We start from the raw sequence: 19,396 nt of genomic DNA on the forward strand, positions 1-19,396 counted from the left end.
TCAGCGTCCCTGCGTGGCGGCGGAGGCCTGCGGCTGCGGTCGCGCCTGACCCGACGCCTGACCCTGCGGGCGTGCCGCGGCGGGTTGCTGCACCTGGACCGGTGCCCCGTCACGCAGCTTCTGCAGATTGCTGGTGATGACCACGTCGCCCGGCTTCAGCCCGCCGTCGATCAGCCACTGGCCGTCGATCATCTCGCCAAGTTCCACCGTGCGGGCGACGGCCTTGCCGCCGACCACCACGAACACCGATCCGCCTTCCGGCGTCACGCTGACGGCGCCCTGCGGGACCGCGATGCCGTTGGTCAGCTCCCCCACGGTCAGCCGCACGCGGACGAACTCGCCCGGCAGCAGCAGCCCCTGCGGATTGGCGAATTCGGCGCGCAGCTGCACAGTGCCGGTGGTCGCGCTGACCGACTGGCCCAGGAAGTCGATCGCGCCGGTGACGCCATAGGTGCTGCCGTCAGGCAGGATCAGCTCCGCCCGGACCGGATTGTTCAGCCGCAGCTGACCGGTGTCGACCAGCCGGCGCATGCGCAGCTGGTCGGCCGCGGACTGCTCGATGGTGGCCCAGACCGGGCTCATCTGCTCGATCCGGGTCAGCAGCGTGGCTTCGGCCTGCGTGACGAAGGCGCCCTCGGTCACTTCCGCACGGCCCACCCTGCCGGAGATCGGTGCGGTCACATTGGTGTAGCCGAGCTGCAGTGCCGAAGCGCGCAGCTGCGCCTGCAACTGCGCCACGTCGGCCCGCGCGCCCCGGTTGGCGGCGACTGCGGCGTCATATTCCTGCCGGCTGATGGCGTTCTGTTCCACCAGCGGGCGATACCGGTCCACCACCGCGGCGGTGTTGGCCGCCGTGGCGCGGGCGCGCTGCAGGCTGGCTTCGACCTGGGCCTGCGCGGCGCGCAGTTCCGACGGATCGATGCGGAACAGCGGCTGGCCTGCGCGCACGGTCGTGCCTTCCTCGAACAGGCGGCGCTGGATAATGCCGGTCACGCGGGCGCGCACCTCCGCCACCCGGACCGCCTCGATCCGGCCGGGCAGCTCGATGATCTCGGGCAGGGGGCGGCCGGACACGGTGACGGTCTGGACCGGCATCGCCTGCGGCGGCGCCTCCGCCGGGGCTTCGCCGCAGGCAGACAGCATGAGGCCCATGGCGGCAACCAGCGGCAGCGCGATACGCATAAAGAGACCTTCGGATTGATTGTGCACGTGCGAACGTGTAATAACCGTTACACGAAGCTGGTTCAAGCAGGGTCAGACAGGGTCAAGCAAATTTCATCGGCGAACGACAGCAACGGCCCCGTGGAACTGCCGGCGGACGAGGGCAGCGCCCGGCTGGACCGGCGACGTGACGCCTTCATTACCTGTGCCGACACGCTGTTCCTGCAACAGGGCTTCGAACGTACCACCCTGGCCGATGTGGTGGAATGTGCCGGCGGATCGCTGGCGACGCTGTACAAGCTGTTCGGCAACAAGAGCGGCCTGCTGGAAGCGGTGATGGAGCAGCGCGTCTGCGCCAAGGAATACCGCCTGCAGGAACTGGCCGATGGCAGGCGCCCCCCGGCCAAGGTGCTGGCGGTGCTGGCGCAGGACCTGCACGAACGCTTCCTTGATCCGGGGGAGGTTGCCCTGTCCCGCGTCGTAATTGCCTACAGCCTGGAGAACCCCGCATTCGCCCGCCGTTTCCATGGGCGCACGATGGCCAGTGCGCGCGGCTTCCTGACGCGGCTGTTCGCCCGCTGGCAGGACGAGGGGCACCGGCTGAACGCCCCGCCGGAGACGCTGGCGAAGATCTTCCTGGGCCTGCTGATCTACGATCTGCACACGGAGGCGATCAGCCATGGCGCGGCCGCCAGCAGCCCCGGCGACCTGGCGGACAAGGTGCGATTCTTCTGCATCGGCGCAGGGCTGTGCTGACCGGTTGGCTGCCCTTGGGCAGCCGGATCACGGAACATCGCTGGCGAACAGGCCGAACACCGCGCCGGTGAAACCGCCCGCGCGCTCCGTGCTGAGCAGCGTACCGTCCTGGTCGGGCCCGAGCTGATGCCAGCCGGCCTCGTCGCGATAGCTGAAGCGGTAAGTGGCGCCGTCCGCCTCGGCCTTCAGCTCGACCGGTCCGCTCGCGGGTACGGATGCCTCGGCCACTGCAATCCCTGCGGCGACCTCCTCCGGCCCGGCGCGGCGCAACAGGCGGACCTTCTGCGTGCCGCCTTGCCGGGTGACGGCGATGGCCAGCCAGTAATCGTCGTTCTGTACCGCCGCCAGGCCGGCCTGGCCGACGTCGCCCTGCAGGGTGACGCTGGTGGCGGCGCTGGCATGCGCATGGCTCTGTCGCCTGCCCAGGAAGGACGGATTGCCGAAGCTGCCCAGCCCGTCCGGTCGGACCTGCAGCGTCAGCGTGCCGGGCTCGGCGGCCAGATCCCACCATTGTTCGCGCGGGATCCGCATCCCGATCCATTCGGGCGACAGGGTCGGTCCGTCGAACTCCTCGCGCCAGGCAAAGGCGCCGCTGGTCGGCGGTGCGCCGGCCGTGTCGGCTGGCAGGGGACGCGGCAGGCTGAGGGGGATGGGCGTGGCCGGCGGCAGGATCTGCGGCCAGCCATCGTGCCATTCGACCGGCAGCAGGAAGGTCTCCCGCCCGGTATTGGCGAAGTCGCCGGCATACGGACGGATCGCCAGAAAGCTGGCCCACCAGCGGCCATCGGGCGTGGTGACGAAATCGGCATGGCCTGCGGCGGTCACCGGGTAGGGGCGATCGGCCGGCAGGTCGCGTTGCGTCAGGATCGGGTTGGGGCCGGGCGTGTAGGGCCCGTCCGGTGTACGCGATCGCAGGATCACCTGCGAATGGTTCAGGCTGGTGCCGCCTTCGGCACATGACAGGTAGTACCAGCCATCGTGCTGGTAGATGTGCGGCCCTTCGATCCATACCGGATTGGTATCCGGCTCCACGCCGCCATCGATCAGCACCGTGCGCTCGCCCATGGTCTTCAACGTGGCAAGATCGAACTTCTGGATCCAGATGGCCCGATGCCCGTCATAGCGGGGGGTGCCGACCGGCGGCCCGTTGTTGATCAGCCAGGCGTTGCCATCTGCATCCACGAACAGCGACGGATCGATCCCGCCTTCCAGGTCGGGCAGCCAGACCGGATCGCTCCAGGGGCCGGCCGGATCGCTGGCGGTGATGACGAAATTGCCGCCACAGTCGACGCAGGTGTTCAGGATGTAGAAGGTGCCGGCATGATGCTCGATCGCGGGCGCGAACACGCCGCGCGACATGCCCAGCTTCCCGAAATCGAGCTGGTCCGGCCGGTCGATCGCGTTGCCGATCTGCCGCCAGCTGACGAGGTCGCGGCTGTGCCACACGGGAATGCCGGGAAACCAGCTGAAGGTGGAATGGACCAGATAGTAGTCCTCTCCCACCTGCGTGATGCTGGGATCGGGGTAGAAGCCCTGCAGGATCGGGTTGCGATATTCGTCAGGGGCGACGACGACTGCCTGATCCACGGGATCGGCGCCGTCATAGCTGAACCAGCCGAAGCTGGCGCTGGCGGCCAGCAGGGTCGCGGCGATGCTCATGCCGATGCCTCGCAAGCCCGGCCCTGAACGTCACGATGCGGCTGCCCGCCGACACGATGGTCGATCATCTCTCACCCCTTCACGACGGTAACACGCTGTGTTCCGCCTTCTATGGTAACGTTAACCGCGCGGGTGGACGTGACGCAAGGAGTCTCTTTTGTCGGTATCGAAACGGCTGGTGCCCCGCCGGCAGGGAAGCTGCCGGCGGGACGGGCCGCATCAGTCGACGGGGAAGCCGCGGATGCGCAGCAGGGCCTTCACGTCCGGGTCGCGGCCGCGGAAGGCACGGTAGGCGTCCGCCCGGTCCGTCTCGTTGCCGGTGGACAGCAGCACTTCTGCGAAGCGGTCGGCGGTGGCCTTGTCCCACGGTCCGCCGGCTTCCTCGAACGCAGCCCAGGTGTCGGCGTCCATCGTTTCCGACCACAGATAGCTGTAATAGCCGGCCGAGTACGCGTCGGAGGAGAACAGGTGATTGAACTGCGGCAGGCGGTGCCGCATCACCAGTTCCTTCGGCATGCCGATCTCCGCCAGCGTCGCGCTTTCGAACGCATCCGGATCGGTCACCGGTTCGGCCGCGGTGTGCAGCTTCATGTCGACGATCGCGCTGGACAGATATTCCACCGTGGCAAAGCCCTGGTTGAAGGTCTGCGCCGCCGTCACCTTGTCCAGCAACGCCTGCGGCATCGCTTCGCCCGTCTGGTAATGGCGGGCGAACTGGTCCAGCACCTCACGCGTCAGCAGCCAGTGCTCGTTCACCTGGCTGGGATATTCCACGAAGTCGCGCGGCGTGCCGGCAAGGCCGGGGTAGGTCACGTCCTGCAGCATGGAGTGGATCGCGTGGCCGAATTCGTGGAACAGCGTTTCCGCGTCGTCCAGGCTGATCAGCACCGGCTCGCCCGGTGCACCCTTGGCGAAATTGTTGTTGTTGGATGACAGCACGTTCTTGGCCGGGGGCAGGTCGCGCTGGCTGCGGTAGGTGGTTGCCCAGGCGCCCGACCGCTTGCCCGTGCGGGCGAAATCGTCGCGGTAGAACAGGCCGACCTCCGCGCCGTCCTTGTCCTTCACATGCCAGACGCGGACATTCGGCTCGAACACCGGCACCGTGCCGCTGATCTCCTCGAACTGCAGGCCATACAGCCGGTTGGCCGACCAGAAGGCCGCGTCGATCATGTTGTCGAGCGCGAAATACGGCTTCAGCTCCGCCTGGTCGAGGTCGTAGCGCGCCTTGCGCACCTTCTCCTGGTAGAAGCGGTAGTCCCACGGTTCGATCGTCAGCCCGGCGCCTTCCGCATCGGCGATCTGCTGCATGTCGCGCACCTCCTCCGCCACGCGGGCAGTGGCGGCAGGCCAGACGCGCATCATCAGGTCCATCGCCGCGTCGGGCGTCTTGGCCATGGTGTCCTGCATCCGCCATTCGGCATGATTGTCGAAGCCCAGCAGCTTCGCCCGCTCGTCCCGCAATTGCAGGATGGTGGCGATGGTGGCGTTGGTGTCGCTGGCCCCGCCATTGTCGCCGCGGTTGACGAAGGCGCGCCAGACCTTTTCACGCAAGTCACGGTCCGTGGCGGCGGTCAGGACCGGGTCCACCGCGGAGCGGGTGTTGACGATGGCCCAGCCTTCGATCCCGCGCTCCTGCGCCGCAGCGCGGGCGACGGACTTCACGCTGGCCGGCACGCCGGCCAGTTCCGCCTCGTCGGTAACGGCGATATATGTCGCCTCATCGGCCAGCAGCTTCTCGGAAAAGGTCGAGAACGCACTGGCGAGCTGCTGGTTGATCGCGGACAGGCGTTCCTTTTGCGCGGCGTCCAGCTTGGCGCCCTGGCGCACGAAGGATTCGTAGGTGCGTGTCACCAGCCGCTGCTGCTGGGCATCCAGCCCGCTGGTCTCCCGGGTATTGTAGATCGCCTCGATCCGGGCGAGCAGCGCCGGGTTGAAGGTGATCGCATCCTGCGCGGCCGACTGCTTGGGCGACCATTCGGCATCGAGCGCCTGATAGGCCGGGTTGTTCATGTTGCTGGTCATCACGCCGAACAGCGCGTTGACACGGCCCAGCCGCTCGCCCGCCAGCTGCATCGGCACGAAGGTGTTCTCGAACGTGGGCGCGGCAGGATTACTGGCGATCCGCTCGTACTCCTCCTGACGTTCCGCCAGTGCAGTGGCGAATGCCTCCGGGAACAGTTCGGGCCGGACCTGATCCCACGGGGGCACGCCGCCATAGGATCCGCCCCATGTCTGCAGCAGGGGATTGCCGTCGGCAGGCGCCGCGGTCCCGGCCTGCTGGGTGGTCTGGGCGTGGACGGCGGACGACATGATCAGGGACAATGCGGTGGCCGCAAGGAAGACAGGATGCACCATGAGCTCCGTAATAAATGAACAATGGGCAGCATAAACCTTTCATCCCGCAGGTAAAGTTCAGCCTACATGCCCATCGGACGACGAGCCGGAAGCGAGCGCCTCGTACGCGCGGGACGTCTCATTTCGGATCATCAGATATTCCGGCCCGCTGGAGAGGTTGCTAAGCGTTTTGGCCGCTATTACCGGCACGAGCCGGCCTGCGGATGCAGGGGACAGGCCGATCCGACATTGCAGGGGCGAACAGGGGTGCGGTCAAGGGGAATGCGGCGATCCGGAGCATCCGGCTGACGTGAGGCGCATGATCCTGTCCTGGGTGCGGGAGGCGTTCCGCGCCTATCCCTTGCGCATCAGCATGCTGCCGCTGTTCAGCGTGCTGATCTCGATCATGGACGGGCTCAGCATCTCCATGCTGATCCCGCTGATCGGCACCCTGTTTTCCGGCGGCAGCCTGGTGGAGGACGAGGAGGGCTGGCTGCCGCGCACCCTGTCGCAGCTGGTGGATTTCGCGGGCGCCGACAACCGCCTGTTCCTGATCGCCGGGTTCATCGTGGCGCTGGTCGCCGGCCGGGTGCTGCTGACCTACATCAACCGCATCAACGTCGCGGTGCTGGGCAGCCGGCTGAGCCTGGAGCTGGCGGGGCGCATCCACCAGCGGCTGCTTGACAGCGATTACCAGTTCCTGTGCGTGACGGATCACGGCACGCTGATCAACACGCTGGATACGGAGGTGTGGAACGTCACGGACGCGATCTTCGCGGTGTTCGACCTGTTCTCTTCCGCCTGCATCGTGCTGGCGCTGGGTGCCCTGCTGCTGCTGATCTCGCCGGAGCTCACGCTGATCGCCGGGCTGCTGGTGGCGGCCGTGTCGATCATCCGGCGGGCCGCGGACAAGCGGGTCCGCGATCTGGGCGCGGCCAAGGTACGCGGGGCGGAAGCCTATTCGGTCCGCTCCTACGAATTGCTGGACAACATGCGCATGACCCGGGCCTACGGCCAGGAACCGCAGGTGCAGTCGCAATTCGTGCGCCTGACCGACCGGTTGCTGCGGATCGATATCGACCTGACCCGCGTCACCACCGGGATCAGCGGGCTGCAGGAGGTGGCCTATGCCGCGATCGTCGCCCTGCTGCTGATCGCGGCGGTGTGGATCGACCTGGGGCAGGCGTCGCTGATCGCCTTCATCGCACTGCTGCACCGGCTGCAGCCCAACATCGCCGCCCTGGAACAGAGCCGCACCGGGCTGGTGCAGGCCGATGCCTCGCTCGCCTCCGTAGCGCGGCTGGATGCGCTGCCCGCATGGTCGCGCCGGGCGACCGGCACGGCCAGCCTGCCGGCACTGCAGGGCGAGATCGTGTTCGACGCGATCAGCTTCTCATACGACGGCAAGTCGCAGGAACGGCGCCCGGCGCTGGCCGATGCCAGCTTCGCCATCCCCCTGGGCCGGACCACCGCGCTGGTCGGTGCGTCGGGGGCGGGCAAGTCCACCGTCACCAACCTGCTGTACCGCTTCCACGATCCCGACAGCGGCACGATCAGCGTGGCGGGCACGCCGCTGACCGCGCTGGATCTTGGCTGGTGGCGGGCGCAGCTGGCGATATCGGGGCAGGATACCGGGCTTATTTCCGGCACCGTGCGGGAGAATATCGCCTGGGCGCGGCCCGACGCCACGCAAGGCGAGATCGAGGCGGCGGCACAGGCGGCGGAGATCCATGATTTCATCATCGACCTGCCATTCGGCTACGACACGCAGGTGGGGGAGCGCGGCGTGCTACTGTCCGGCGGGCAGCGCCAGCGGATCGAGATTGCCCGCGCGCTGCTGCGGCCCGGCGCCATCCTGATCCTGGACGAGGCGACCAATGCGCTGGATGCGGTGACGGAATCCGAGGTGCTGGCGACCCTGCGGCGGGGGGCGGCGGACCGCACCGTGCTGGTCATCGCGCACCGGCTGGCCACCACGCGCAACGCCGACCACGTCATCGTGCTCGATCGCGGACAGGTGGTGGAGCAGGGGCCGCCGGCTGTCCTGGCCGGCAGCGGCGGCCTGTACAGCCGAATGCTGCGCCTGCAGGAGGTCGGCACCCGGCTGGAAAGCGAACTGGGCGCCTGATCTACGGGCCTGCACGCCGGGCGTGCCGCCACGCGTTCAGGCGCCACCATTGCCGCAGCACGATGCCCGGCGTCACCGCCCTGATCCGCCGCGCCGCGCCGTTCCACAACCGCCGGATGCGCTTGTCCATCGGGATGTAGCCAGGGATACTATACGGCCGCAATTGCCGCGCCACCGCGTGGTCCAGCACCGCATCATCCAGCCCGATCTTGCGCAGATAGGTCTGCAGCCATCGCAGATAGGTACCACGTGCCGGATGGTAGCCGACCGGGTCATACTCGCCCGTGGTCAGCGCCTGCGAGCAGCAGGAGGCGGCATGCTGGCGGTAGTAATCCAGCACCTCCGCGATCACCACCACCGGATGGGTCGCGGTCATCTTGCTGAGGAACACCTGATCCTCGTACAATCCGCGGAAGCTCGGCTCGAATCCGCCGACCGCATCATAGGCGTCCCGCCGAACCAGCAGGCTGCAGATGCCGGGCAGGCAGCCCCCGGCGGTCTGGATGAACTTGCGCAGGGCGACCGGGGGCGGGATCAGCGTGCGCACGGGCAGCTGCATGTCGCCGGGCTGATCCTCCTGCCCCAGATAGGTCTCGCCGTCGCCCGCCCAGCTGTACCAGTACAGCGTGGGGCCGTAGATCATGCCGGCTTCCGGGAACTGCCGGGCGACGTCCATGAACATGCCGAGCCGCTGCGGCAGCCAGATATCATCGGCATCCAGGAAGGAGATGTACCGGCCGCGCCCGGCCGCGACGCCGGCATTGCGCGACGCGCTCATGCCCAGATTGGCATGATCGGGATGTTCGATGTAGCGGATGCGGGCGGGGTGCGCCGCGGCGAAGGCACGGGCGATGGCGGTGGCGCCATCCCAGCTGCCATCATCCACCAGCACCAGCTCCCACCCGGTGAAGCTCTGCGCCAGGATGCTCTCGATCGCCTCGGCGATGTAGTCCTCGCCATTGCGGAAGATCATCACGGCGGTGATCAGCGGGGGGGATGTCGGCGGCGGGGCGCTCACGCCTTGCCCTCCAGCAGGGCATGGTCGTCGCGCAGCCAGCGGGCGAACCGGTCTCCGTCCTGATCCAGCACCTGCATTCGTGGCAGCTGATGGCGCGGCGTCGCGCGGGTGACCGCCGCCGGATAGCTGGTGCAGGCGACGGGGATGCCCAGCTCCGCGATGATGTGGCCCGACGCTGCATTGTTGCGTCCGAAGGGGTAGCTCATCCGGTCGATGGGGCCGCCGACCAGATCTTCCAGCGCGCGCTGGCAGCCGGCGATCTCGTCCCGCTGCCGGGCTGCATCGTGGTCGGGCAAGCTGGGATGGTTGCGCGTATGATTGCCGATGCGGACCAGCGGATGGCCGGCAAGCGCGGCGATCTGTTCGCGGGTAGCCGGGCGGCGGCTTTCCGGCCCGGCCAGCGGCATGCCGGCCCACAGCAGGATCGCGTCCACCGCCACATCCTGCTCGGCCGGCGGCAGCAACACGATGGCGTTCCACAGATCCATGTACAGACGTTCGCGTCCGGTGCGTGGATCCTCCCGATCGGCGATCCAGCGCGTTGCGGCCCTGGTGGTCGCGCTGTCGTCATTGATGGTGAACCAGTGGTTCCGGCCGCCCAGCGTGATCTCCAGCGCGGTGGGCACGGCATCGCTTTCCAGCACTGCGCGGCACAGCGCATCCCACCAGAACTCGCGGGTGCGGCCGAGCGCGTCCGATATGACGAAGAACGTGGCCGGAACGCCGTGCCGCTCCAGGATTGGCAGCGCGACTTCCAGATTGTCGCGATAGGCATCGTCGAAGGTGACGGCCAGCTTGCTGCCCGTACGATCCGCCACGCCTTCGCCGGCAAAGGCGCCAAGGTCCACCGCCGCGCGCCGGCGGGCCAGCAGCTCGATTTGCTGTTCGAACCGTTCGGGGCTGACACACAGGTTCCACGGATCGACCGCTTCGGCGCCCACCCGATGGTACATCAGGATTCCGGCACGGGGCGTCAGGCCGCGCCAGCGCCGGCGCACCGGCCAGACGATCCGGCGGACGAACGGATTACTTTTCAAGATAGAAGAGAGTTTCGGTGCCATACTGCGTTCTTGTCTCGATCTGCTCCTCCCGCACCAGCAACGCGCCCAGCTTCTGTCGCAGCTCGTCGCGGTCCAGGGCAAGGTCGGGGATCGGGCCGTAGCTGTCCAGCACGTCGTCGCCGCGCGCACCCGGCGGGGCAAAGGGCGTGAAGGTCACCAGCACCATGCGCTTGCCGAAGGATTGCAGCGCATTGTCCAGGATCTGCCGCCAGCCCCAATTATGCTCCAGCACATGGCGCATGAAGATGCAGTCGACGTCCGAGCGGTATTCCTGCAACTCGGCCTTGATGTGCGCCTGCTCGCTGTCGCTGCCATCGACGCCGACATAGCGGCTCTGCGTCACGAAGCGCTGGGCGTAGCAGGTGCCGCAGCCCCAATCCTCGATCGTGGCGCCATGTCCGTCCAGCCAGGCCATGCCCTTGCCGTAGCTGGTCTCGTCATCATAGGGCGTGGCCGGCTTGCCGGCATAGTTCCACCGATCGGTCATGCGCATCTTCATCGCAGGCTCGCCCGCACGGGCGGCAATCGCGATGATGACCGGGTATTCGTGATCCGCATGGTCCAGCTCGTGCCGCTGCAGTTCCTGCGTGGCCATGCCGTGCAGGAAGGCGGTCGCGCTCAGGACGTTGCCATATTGCACGACTTGCACGTGTTCCGGCCCGAAGGCCTGCCCGAACAGCTTCGTCGCGGCGCCCTTGGACAGGGACCAGTACCAGGTGTCGTTCCAGTCGCTGTCGGCGATCTGGGTGATGCCAGGGACGGTGCACAGCAGCACGCCGCCGGGTTTCAGCACGCGGAACAGGGTGCGCACCGCTGCCTTCATGTCGAAGATCAGGTGCAGCGTCTGCGTCAGGATCACGCAGTCGTAGGTGTCGTCGGGGATTGTCTCGCCATCGGTCAGGTCGTCGACATAGGTGGCGTCCGGGTGATCGTCGATGTGGAGCATATCGCTCTGCGTCACGCCCTGCCCGAACTTCTCGGTATACAGGCGCTCGCCCACCTCCAGCACCCGGCCGGCGATCAGCGCGCTCTGCGACTGCAGGAACGCCTCGATGTAATAGCGGTCGATCGGGTCGCCCCGGTCGAAGCCATATTCGCGGCTGAGCGGCTCCAGGCTGCGCAGGTCGCCCATGTGGACCAGGCCCGGCGGCACCGTCTTTGCGCCGCGCAGCCGGGCCACTATGCGCCTTGCCTCGTTGATAAGCCTGCGTGTGCCGCGTCCCAGCATGGCGATCCCCTGTTGCCCTCCGGTCGACCGTTATACGGCTTTGGAGTTAACGAACAGGGGTGCCGCGTCAGTCCTCCGCGTCGAGGCCGTAGGCGCTGTGCAGCACGCGGACGGCCAGTTCGGTCTCGTCCTCGTCGATCAGCACGCTGATCTTGATTTCGCTGGTGGAAATCGCTTCCACGTTGATGCCGCGATCGGCCAGCGACTGGAACATGGTAGCGGCCACGCCGGCATGGCTGCGCATGCCGACGCCCACGACGCTGATCTTGGCGATCTTGGCATCCACCACGATCCGGTTGTAGCCGATCGAGCCGCGGCGGTCCTCCAGCAGGGCCTGTGCCCGCGCCAGGTCGGCCAGCGGCACGGTGAAGGTCACGTCCGTCTCGCCCTTGTCGCGGCCGACGTTCTGGATGATCATGTCCACGTTGATGCCGGCTTCGGCCAGCGGGCCGAAGATCAGGCTGACCGCGCCCGGACGGTCGGGCACGCGGGTCAGCACCACGCGGGCTTCGTTCTTGTCGTGCGCGATGCCGGTGACCAGCTGCGCTTCCATTCCCCGGCTTTCCATGATTGCGGCCATTTCCTCATCCGATACGATCATCGTGCCGGGCAGGTCGTCTGCCGGCACGCCGTCCTCCACGAAGCTGGAGAGCACCTGCACCCGCACGCCCGCCTTCATCGCCAGGCTGACGGAGCGGGTCTGCAGCACCTTGGCACCGACCGATGCCAGCTCCAGCATCTCTTCGTAAGTGACGAATTCCTGCTTCTTCGCCCGCGCCACGATGCGCGGATCGGTGGTATAGACGCCGTCCACGTCGGTATAGATGTCGCAGCGATCCGCGCCGATTGCGGCCGCCACGGCCACCGCGCTGGTGTCGGATCCGCCACGGCCCAGCGTGGTGATGCGGTTGTCGTCCGACAGTCCCTGGAAGCCGGGGATCACCGCGATCTCGCCCGCGGCCATCGCCGCCAGCAGCGCGTCGGTCTCGATATTGGCGATGCGTGCCTTGCTGTGGGCCTCCACCGTGTGGATCGGCATCTGCCAGCCCAGCCAGCTGCGCGCCTGGCAGCCCAGCGCCTGCAGCGTCAGCGCCAGCAGGCCGCTGGTCACCTGTTCGCCGCTGGCGACGACGACGTCGTACTCGGCCGGATCGTAGAGCGGGTTCGCTTCCCGGCACCAGTTCACCAGCCGGTCCGTCTCGCCCGCCATGGCGCTGACCACCACCGCCACTTCGTGCCCGGCCGCCTGCTGGCGACGCACGATGTTGGCCACGCGGCGGATGCGCTCGGACCCGGCCATCGACGTGCCGCCGAATTTCATCACGATCCGCGCCAAGAACCCGTCCTTCCCGCTTGCATCAGGCGCCGTCTGGCCACCTGCCCGCGGCGCTGTTAGGGTGGCTGCATGGGTGATGCAACTGTCGCAAATGTTACCATCCGCGATGCCGAGGCGGCCCATTTCGACCGCCTGGCCGCCGATTGGTGGAATCCACGGGGCAGCAGCGCGATGCTGCACCGGCTGAACCCGGTCCGGCTGGCGTTCCTGCGCGAAGTGATCGACCTGCACTGGGGCGGCGATATCGAGAGCGCGGCACCCCTAGCGGGCAGGACTGCGCTGGATGTCGGCTGCGGTGCGGGTCTGCTGGCGGAGCCGCTCGCGCGGCTGGGTGCTGCGGTAACGGGCGTGGATGCGGCGCCGGGCAATATCGCCGCCGCGCAGGCACATGCCGCCGGCAGCGAACTGGCGATCACCTACCACGCCGGCGAGCTGTCGACGCTGGACGGCAGGTTCGATCTCGTCACCTGCCTGGAAGTGATCGAGCATGTCGGCGACAAGCCGGCCTTCGTACGCGAGCTTGCACGCCATCTGGCGCCGGACGGGCTGCTGGTGCTGTCCACCCCGAACCGGACGGCGGCCAGCCGGGTGCTGCTGGTCGGCGCGGCGGAGATGGTCGGGGCGGTTCCGCGGGGCACGCATCACTGGGATGACTTCCTGACGCCGGACGATCTGCGCGTTCTGCTGGCCGACGCCGGCCTGCGCATGGACGAGCCGCGCGGCATCGCCTTTTCGCCGGCGCGGGGCTTCCACCTGTCCGGCGACATGTCGCTCGACTTCATCACCACTGCGCGTCACGCCTGAGAGGCCGGGCTGATGATCGTCCGCGACAAGCCCACCGGCCTCGATCTCGCCTTCGCGATGCGCGGGTCCATCGTGCCGCATATCGCGCCGCGGGTGCTGCTGATGGTGCTGTTCGCAGGCGTCCTGGTGTGGGTGGACATGGAGTGGCGCCGGTTGCCGCGTATCGACAGCGCGGCCTATTCGTCCTTCGGGCTGGCCCTGTCGCTGTTCCTGGGCTTCCGCAACGCTGCCGCGTACGAACGCTGGTGGGAAGCGCGCAAGCTGTGGGGCGGGCTGCTGGCCGACATGCGCAGCCTGGCGCGTGAGGCGGAGTTGTTCATCGCGGACAAGAGCCCGCGGCATGATCTGCTGCGCGGAGCGCTCGCCTTCCTGCACCTGCATCGCGCCAATCTGCGCGGATTGGAGGATGACCAGAAGGCGCTGGCGCTGGCCGGACCAATGGCACAAGGGGTGCATCCGCCTGACGCGATGCTGGACGTGATGACCTGGCGTCTGGCGGAAGCAGCGGGGGCCGGCGCAATTGACGGTTTCGGCCTGCGCGCGCTCAGCACCCGGCTGTCCAACATCGCGCTGCGGCAGGCCGGCTGCGAGCGGATCGCGGTGACGCCGTTGCCCTATGTCTATTCGCTGCTGATCCACCGCACGATCTGGCTGTTCTGCCTGCTGCTGCCCTTCGCACTGGTCGGGCCGGCGGGCTGGATGACCCCCGTGTTCGTGGCGATCGTCGGCTATGTGTTTCTGGGTCTGGCCGAGGTGACGGAGGAACTGGCCCATCCCTTCGCCATGACCGCCAACGGCTTGCCGCTGGATGCGATCTGTCGCGCGGCGGAGATCAGCCTGGCGCCGCACCTGGGCGAGCAGCCACCGGCGCCGCTGCAGCCGGAACGGTTCTTGCTGAGCTGAGCCGGGCTGGTCGCGTCGGCGTCAACCTACCCGCCGGACTTCGCCTGACGCCACGCGCCACCCGACTCGGCCGCCGGGACGATGTAGTTCGTCAACAGTTCGCGCAGATCGCCCAGATGCGTGCTGCCACGCTCCACATCCGTGTCGCTGGTCATTACCACCGTAAGCTGCAGGTCGGGCAGGATGAACAGCATCTGCCCGCCATAGCCCCAGGCATAATAGAGCGGGTGCCGGCCGACGCCGCTGACGAACCAGCCCAGCCCGTAATCGCCGCCGCTGAACGGGGAGGTGGTAAGCGGGCTCCAGCTCGCCCCGATCCATTCGCGCGGGACCACCTGCCGGCCATCCACCACGCCGCCCAGCCGGTACATCTCGCCGAACTTCGCCAGATCCAGCGGGCTCATCAGCATGTCGTTGCCGCCGACATAGATCCCTTGGGGATCGCGCGGCCATTGCGGGATGGTGATGCCGAGCGGGCGCGCCAGCCATTCCTGCGCCAGGTCGTAGGTCGACCGGCCGCTGGCGCGGGTGAGCATGGCGGACAGCAGATGCGTGTTGCCTGTGGAATAGAGCATGTCCGCGCCCGGACGCGCCACGAAGGGCTGCGCCAGCACGTAGCGGACCCAGTCGGGACTGGTCACCCACCGACCGTAATTGTCACCGCTGGTACGCTCCAGCCCCGCCTGCATGGAGAGCAGATGCCCGATATGCAGCTTCTGCAGCAGGGGATCGCGGGTAGGGGGTGCCTTGTCGCCGAGCACGGACAGGACCGGCTGTTCCACACCGGTGAACACGCCCTTGTCGATGGCGATTCCTACCATGGCGGAGATGACCGACTTGGAAGCGGACTTGATGTTGACCGGCTGGCTGACGGGCGGGCCATCGTGGAACGGCCGGGTCAGCAGTACCTCGCCACCGCGCATCACCACCAGGCTGTTGAGCGGCGCCATGGCATCGGCACGCTCGACCGCCTGGGTCATCAGCTGTGCGTCGAGCCCGGTGGTCTGCGCCGACTCTTCCTGCCCGGACGCGCCCGAAGCGCCAGACGGGCTGCATCCGGTGATCAGCAGCAGGGCAGGAGCGAGGGCTGAGCTGAGCTTGTCCATGCGCCGCCAAGTGGTGCGAGGCGGGCGCATGGACAAGGACAGGCAGCCTATCGCTGGCTTACGGGTACCCCGAACAGATCGTGCGCGTCCGCCTCTTCCACCAGCACGTCGACGATCATGCCCGGCTGTAAGTCCGCCGGCACGTCGCGCAGCAGGACCTGGCCGTCGATCTCCGGCGCGTCGGCCTGGCTGCGGCCGGTAGCGCCGATGCTGCCATCCTCCTCGTCAGGTTCGCCCACTTCGTCGATGATGACGGGCAGGATGCGGCCGACCTTCGCGGCCAGGCGGGCGGTGCTGATCCGGCTGGTCGCCTCCATCAGGCGCTGGAAGCGTTCTTCCTTCACCTCTTCCGGTACGGCGCCCGGCAATATGTTGGCGGTCGCGCCCTCCACCGGCTCGAACCGGAAGCCGCCTACCCGGTCGAGCTGGGCTTCCTCCAGCCAGTCGAGCAGGTATCGGAAGTCGTCTTCCGTCTCGCCCGGGAAGCCGACAACGAAGGAGGAGCGGATGGCGAGGTCCGGGCAGATCTCGCGCCAGTTGCGGATGCGGTCCAGCACCTTGGCCTCGTTGGCCGGACGGCGCATCGCCTTCAGCACGCCGGGGCTGGCGTGCTGGAACGGGATGTCGAGATAGGGCGTCAGCAGCCCTTCGGCCATCAGCGGGATGACCTGGTCGACATGGGGGTAGGGATAGACATAGTGCATGCGCACCCAGGGCGTGGTGCCCTCCGGCGTGCGCAGCTGGCCCAGTTCGCGGGCAAGGTCGGTCATGTGCGCGCGCACCTGACGACCCTTCCAGCTCTGTTCCTGGTGGCGGATGTCCACGCCGTACGCCGACGTATCCTGGCTGATCACCAGCAATTCGCGCGTGCCGGCCGCGACCAGCTTCTCCGCCTCGCGCAGCACCGCATCGATCCGGCGACTGGCGAGTTTTCCGCGCAGCTGCGGAATGATGCAGAAGGAGCAGGAATGATTGCAGCCTTCGGAGATCTTCAGGTAGCTGTAATGGCGCGGGGTCAGCTTCACACCGCCTTCGTCGTCCAGCACCTGCGGGATCAGGTCGATGAAGGGCCCCTGGCTGGGCGGGGCGGCGTCATGCACCGCGTCGACCACCTGTTCGTACTGATGGGCGCCGGTCACCGCCAGCACGTCGGGGAAGCGTGCGCGGATCATGGCCGCCTCGTCACCCATGCAGCCCGTCACGATGACGCGGCCATTCTCCGCCATCGCCTCGCCGATCGCCTCCAGGCTTTCTTCCTTGGCGCTGTCGAGGAAACCGCAGGTGTTGACCACCACGACGTCCGCGCCGGCATAGTCGGCGGACATGCGATAGCCATCGGCGCGGAGCCGGGTCAGGATGCGTTCGGAATCGACCAGTGCCTTGGGGCAGCCCAGGCTGACCATTCCGACGCGAGGAGCGTCACTAATTCGCGTTGCCATGATTGCCGGCGCCTCTACACGCAAAGGCGCCCGCGCGCCAGTAGCAGCGCAGATGGCGAAGGCTTCGTGGATCGCAAGGCCCGATCAGCCATCGCATTCTGCCGCAAATTCGGCTATGGACGCCCATCCCCCTCCCGTTCTCTGCCGGCATTCGCGCGATCCCATGGTCGCCCGCAGGCATTTCGGCAGGACACGTGCGGCGCTGTTGCCGTCCGTGAGACATACGGAAAACCATGACTTTCAACGACCTTCCGCCGACCATCGGCGCTGCGCTTTCAGCGCAGGGCTATACCGAACCCACCGAAGTGCAGGGCGCGGTCCTGCAGGACGAGGCCCTTGGCCGCGACATGATCGTGTCCGCCCGCACCGGATCGGGCAAGACGGTGGCCTTCGGCCTCGCCATGGCCGAGAACCTGCTGGACGAAAGCGGCCGGGTGCGGTTTGGCGCCGGCCCACTGGCACTGATCATCGCCCCCACGCGCGAACTGGCGCTGCAGGTGAGCCGTGAACTGGAATGGCTGTACAGCCAGACGGGAGCGCGCATCGCGACATGCGTCGGCGGCATGAACCCGCAGATGGAGCGGCAGGCACTGCGTGCGGGCGCCACCATTGTGGTCGGCACCCCCGGCCGCCTGCGCGATCACCTGGAGCGCGGCGCGCTCGACCTGTCGGCGCTGAAGGCGGCCGTCCTGGACGAGGCGGACGAGATGCTGGACATGGGTTTCCGCGAGGATCTGGAAGAGATCCTGGATGCGACCCCGGCCGAACGGCGCACGCTGCTGTTCTCCGCCACCATGCCGCGCCCGATCGTGGCGCTGGCCCGGCAGTATCAGCGTGATGCGCTGGCGATCTCCACCGTCGGGCAGGAGCGTGGCCATGGCGACATCTCCTACCAGGCGATGCCCGTCGCTCCGTCCGAAGTCGAGAATGCCGTGGTCAACCTGCTGCGGTACCATGAGGCGGAGACCGCCATCCTGTTCTGCGCGACGCGTGACAACGTGCGGCGGATGCATGCCACCTTGCAGGAGCGTGGCTTTGCCGTCGTGGCCCTGTCCGGCGAACATTCGCAGTCGGAGCGCAATCAGGCGCTGCAGGCATTGCGCGACGGTCGTGCCCGCGTGTGCGTGGCGACCGATGTGGCGGCGCGCGGTATCGATCTGCCGGGGCTGAGCCTGGTGGTCCATGTGGAAGTGCCGCGTGACGCCGAGGCGTTGCAGCACCGTTCCGGCCGGACAGGCCGCGCGGGTCGCAAGGGGACTGCGGTACTGGTGGTGCCGTACCCACGTCGCCGTCGGGTCGAAATGCTGCTGCGCAGTGCCGGTGTCGACGCGACCTGGGGCCCGGCGCCCGGCCCGGCGGACATCCGCGAGAAGGACCGTGCGCGCCTGATGGAAGCGTTGCTGAAGCCGGTAGAGGCGGATGACGAAGATCGCGCGCTGGCAGCCGTGCTGCTGGAACGGATGTCGCCGGAAGACATCGCCGCGGCGCTGGTGCGCAGCCACCGTGCCTCCATGCCGGAGCCCGAGGATCTGACGCCCGACATGCCGCGCGAGTCGCGCGACCGTGACGCGCCGCGCCCCGGGTTCGAAGATGCCGTGTGGTTCCGCATCGATGTGGGCCGGCGCCAGAATGCCGATCCGCGCTGGCTGCTGCCGCTGCTGTGCCGTCGTGGCCATGCGGCGCGCGGTGATATCGGCGCCATCCGCATCGGGCAGACGGAAACGTTCTTCCAGGTGCCGGGCGGCATTGCCGAGAAGTTCGCCGGTGCGATCGCCCGGACGGCCGGTCAGGGTGACGGCGAAGGTGGAGACGACGCAGGCGTGCGGATCGAACGGGCACCGGATGGTCCGGGCGATCTCGGCGCACCACAGCGTCGTCAGCCGGGCAAGCCGTTCCACCGGGGCAAGGCCGCCAATGACGGTCCGCGCCATGGCGGCAAGCCGCATGGCGGCGGCGGGTATCTCGGCAAGCGCAGCGGAGCTGATGGCGGAGGTCGTCGTAGTGGGCCGCCGCGCGGACGGCCCGGCAAGGGCTGATTCTCGGTTAAGTCCTAGCTGCGGGAGTGGCCGGGCCACGTCCGCCTGATCCAAAAGCGTTATTTTTCAGCATCTTCTTCCTGGCCCGCAACAAAATTGCCATAGTGTGTTGACGGGTCGGGAAGCCTTCCATATATGCCGTTTCACCGACGGGGCGCTGCCGGTTTTGACCGGCGCCGAACAGTTGGTCGCCAACTTGGACGGACAATCTGACACTCGGTGAAGATCGGGTAGGATGGTTGTTCGCTGCAAGGTATTTGGTGGTTCTTTGACATTGTTGATTTTGATGAAGGGACATGTGGGCGACGGCGCCTGCTGCCGGGGGTTTTAAGGCTCCGGTTGGCAGTAACCAGGTCGTTGCCGGGTTCTGGTGCTCACCACGGGCATCGGGATCTTGAGCATGTTCATTCGTATCCATTACGTTTGA

At 67.5% G+C, this 19,396-nt stretch carries 15 protein-coding genes; 5 read left to right on the forward strand and 10 right to left on the reverse strand.

Translation table 11 applies throughout. The features are described from left to right. Positions 1-1,182 carry an efflux RND transporter periplasmic adaptor subunit gene (locus PK98_RS14350; protein WP_039097480.1) on the reverse strand — a complete coding sequence of 394 codons (1,182 nt, stop codon included), beginning with the start codon at positions 1,180-1,182 and terminating at the stop codon, positions 1-3. A 120-nt stretch (positions 1,183-1,302) separates the two neighbouring features. On the opposite strand from PK98_RS14350, the gene PK98_RS16800 reads away from it, so the two are divergent. Next, positions 1,303-1,917 (forward strand): TetR/AcrR family transcriptional regulator, encoded by a 615-nt coding sequence (locus tag PK98_RS16800; protein WP_039097481.1) that lies wholly within the window; start codon positions 1,303-1,305, stop codon positions 1,915-1,917. Between the two features lie 27 nt (positions 1,918-1,944). On the opposite strand, the gene PK98_RS14360 is transcribed toward PK98_RS16800, so the two are convergent. Further along, positions 1,945-3,576, reverse strand: coding sequence for a glycoside hydrolase family 43 protein (locus PK98_RS14360; protein ID WP_039097482.1), 1,632 nt, complete (start codon positions 3,574-3,576; stop codon positions 1,945-1,947). 219 nt (positions 3,577-3,795) lie between these two features. After that, complete coding sequence (locus PK98_RS14365) at positions 3,796-5,931, reverse strand: M3 family metallopeptidase (protein WP_039097483.1); 2,136 nt, start codon at positions 5,929-5,931, stop codon at positions 3,796-3,798. A 298-nt stretch (positions 5,932-6,229) separates the two neighbouring features. Between PK98_RS14365 and PK98_RS14370 the strand changes: the two genes are divergently transcribed. Beyond that, complete coding sequence (locus tag PK98_RS14370) at positions 6,230-8,038, forward strand: ABC transporter ATP-binding protein (protein ID WP_052208751.1); 1,809 nt, start codon at positions 6,230-6,232, stop codon at positions 8,036-8,038. Between the two features lies 1 nt (position 8,039). Here PK98_RS14370 and PK98_RS14375 read toward each other — a convergent pair whose 3' ends face one another. The 4 genes from PK98_RS14375 to PK98_RS14390 all read right to left on the reverse strand — a co-directional run bounded on the left by PK98_RS14375 (position 8,040) and on the right by PK98_RS14390 (position 12,681). After that, the gene (locus tag PK98_RS14375) at positions 8,040-9,056 is read right to left on the reverse strand and encodes a glycosyltransferase family A protein (protein ID WP_052208753.1); all 1,017 of its coding nucleotides are present in this window, start codon (positions 9,054-9,056) and stop codon (positions 8,040-8,042) included. Beyond that, positions 9,053-10,093 carry a polysaccharide deacetylase family protein gene (locus PK98_RS14380; RefSeq protein ID WP_200885043.1) on the reverse strand — a complete coding sequence of 347 codons (1,041 nt, stop codon included), beginning with the start codon at positions 10,091-10,093 and terminating at the stop codon, positions 9,053-9,055. Before PK98_RS14380 ends, PK98_RS14375 begins: the two co-directional genes overlap by 4 nt. After that, positions 10,083-11,297 carry a methyltransferase domain-containing protein gene (locus PK98_RS16445; protein WP_200885044.1) on the reverse strand — a complete coding sequence of 405 codons (1,215 nt, stop codon included), beginning with the start codon at positions 11,295-11,297 and terminating at the stop codon, positions 10,083-10,085. Before PK98_RS16445 ends, PK98_RS14380 begins: the two co-directional genes overlap by 11 nt. 115 nt (positions 11,298-11,412) lie before the next feature. Then, positions 11,413-12,681 (reverse strand): aspartate kinase, encoded by a 1,269-nt coding sequence (locus PK98_RS14390; protein ID WP_039097484.1) that lies wholly within the window; start codon positions 12,679-12,681, stop codon positions 11,413-11,415. Positions 12,682-12,750: 69 nt separating this feature from the next. Here PK98_RS14390 and ubiG point away from each other — a divergent pair, with 69 nt between their 5' ends. Together ubiG and PK98_RS14400 are read left to right on the forward strand one after the other, a co-directional pair. Next, positions 12,751-13,485, forward strand: coding sequence for a bifunctional 2-polyprenyl-6-hydroxyphenol methylase/3-demethylubiquinol 3-O-methyltransferase UbiG (ubiG, locus tag PK98_RS14395; RefSeq protein ID WP_039097485.1), 735 nt, complete (start codon positions 12,751-12,753; stop codon positions 13,483-13,485). A 12-nt stretch (positions 13,486-13,497) separates the two neighbouring features. Beyond that, the gene (locus PK98_RS14400) at positions 13,498-14,388 is read left to right on the forward strand and encodes a bestrophin family protein (RefSeq protein WP_039097486.1); all 891 of its coding nucleotides are present in this window, start codon (positions 13,498-13,500) and stop codon (positions 14,386-14,388) included. Positions 14,389-14,414: 26 nt separating this feature from the next. Here the strand turns inward: PK98_RS14400 and PK98_RS14405 are convergent, their stop codons facing one another. Then, positions 14,415-15,494: a serine hydrolase domain-containing protein gene (locus PK98_RS14405; protein ID WP_052208755.1), complete on the reverse strand. Its 1,080-nt coding sequence runs from the start codon at positions 15,492-15,494 to the stop codon at positions 14,415-14,417. 47 nt (positions 15,495-15,541) lie between these two features. Then, the gene (gene rimO / locus PK98_RS14410) at positions 15,542-16,933 is read right to left on the reverse strand and encodes a 30S ribosomal protein S12 methylthiotransferase RimO (RefSeq protein ID WP_039097487.1); all 1,392 of its coding nucleotides are present in this window, start codon (positions 16,931-16,933) and stop codon (positions 15,542-15,544) included. Positions 16,934-17,166: 233 nt separating this feature from the next. On the opposite strand from rimO, the gene PK98_RS14415 reads away from it, so the two are divergent. Continuing rightward, the gene (locus tag PK98_RS14415; RefSeq protein ID WP_081996259.1) at positions 17,167-18,969 is read left to right on the forward strand and encodes a DEAD/DEAH box helicase; all 1,803 of its coding nucleotides are present in this window, start codon (positions 17,167-17,169) and stop codon (positions 18,967-18,969) included. A 7-nt stretch (positions 18,970-18,976) separates the two neighbouring features. Here the strand turns inward: PK98_RS14415 and PK98_RS17430 are convergent. Further along, a partial coding sequence (locus tag PK98_RS17430; RefSeq protein ID WP_235425528.1) for a hypothetical protein occupies positions 18,977-19,396 on the reverse strand: 420 nt, incomplete at its 5' end.

This window comes from Croceibacterium mercuriale, from assembly GCF_000802385.1.
In the GTDB taxonomy this organism is placed as follows: Bacteria; Pseudomonadota; Alphaproteobacteria; order Sphingomonadales; family Sphingomonadaceae; genus Croceibacterium; species Croceibacterium mercuriale.

Coding starts and splice junctions, on each gene's coding strand:
- rimO (WP_039097487.1), bottom strand. CDS start 16,933: ATGGCAACGCGAATTAGTGACGCTCCTCGCGTCGGAATGGTCAGCCTG.
- PK98_RS14365 (WP_039097483.1), bottom strand. CDS start 5,931: ATGGTGCATCCTGTCTTCCTTGCGGCCACCGCATTGTCCCTGATCATG.
- PK98_RS14415 (WP_081996259.1), top strand. CDS start 17,167: ATGACTTTCAACGACCTTCCGCCGACCATCGGCGCTGCGCTTTCAGCG.
- PK98_RS14350 (WP_039097480.1), bottom strand. CDS start 1,182: ATGCGTATCGCGCTGCCGCTGGTTGCCGCCATGGGCCTCATGCTGTCT.
- PK98_RS14370 (WP_052208751.1), top strand. CDS start 6,230: ATGATCCTGTCCTGGGTGCGGGAGGCGTTCCGCGCCTATCCCTTGCGC.
- PK98_RS14360 (WP_039097482.1), bottom strand. CDS start 3,576: ATGAGCATCGCCGCGACCCTGCTGGCCGCCAGCGCCAGCTTCGGCTGG.
- ubiG (WP_039097485.1), top strand. CDS start 12,751: ATGGGTGATGCAACTGTCGCAAATGTTACCATCCGCGATGCCGAGGCG.
- PK98_RS14400 (WP_039097486.1), top strand. CDS start 13,498: ATGATCGTCCGCGACAAGCCCACCGGCCTCGATCTCGCCTTCGCGATG.
- PK98_RS14405 (WP_052208755.1), bottom strand. CDS start 15,494: ATGGACAAGCTCAGCTCAGCCCTCGCTCCTGCCCTGCTGCTGATCACC.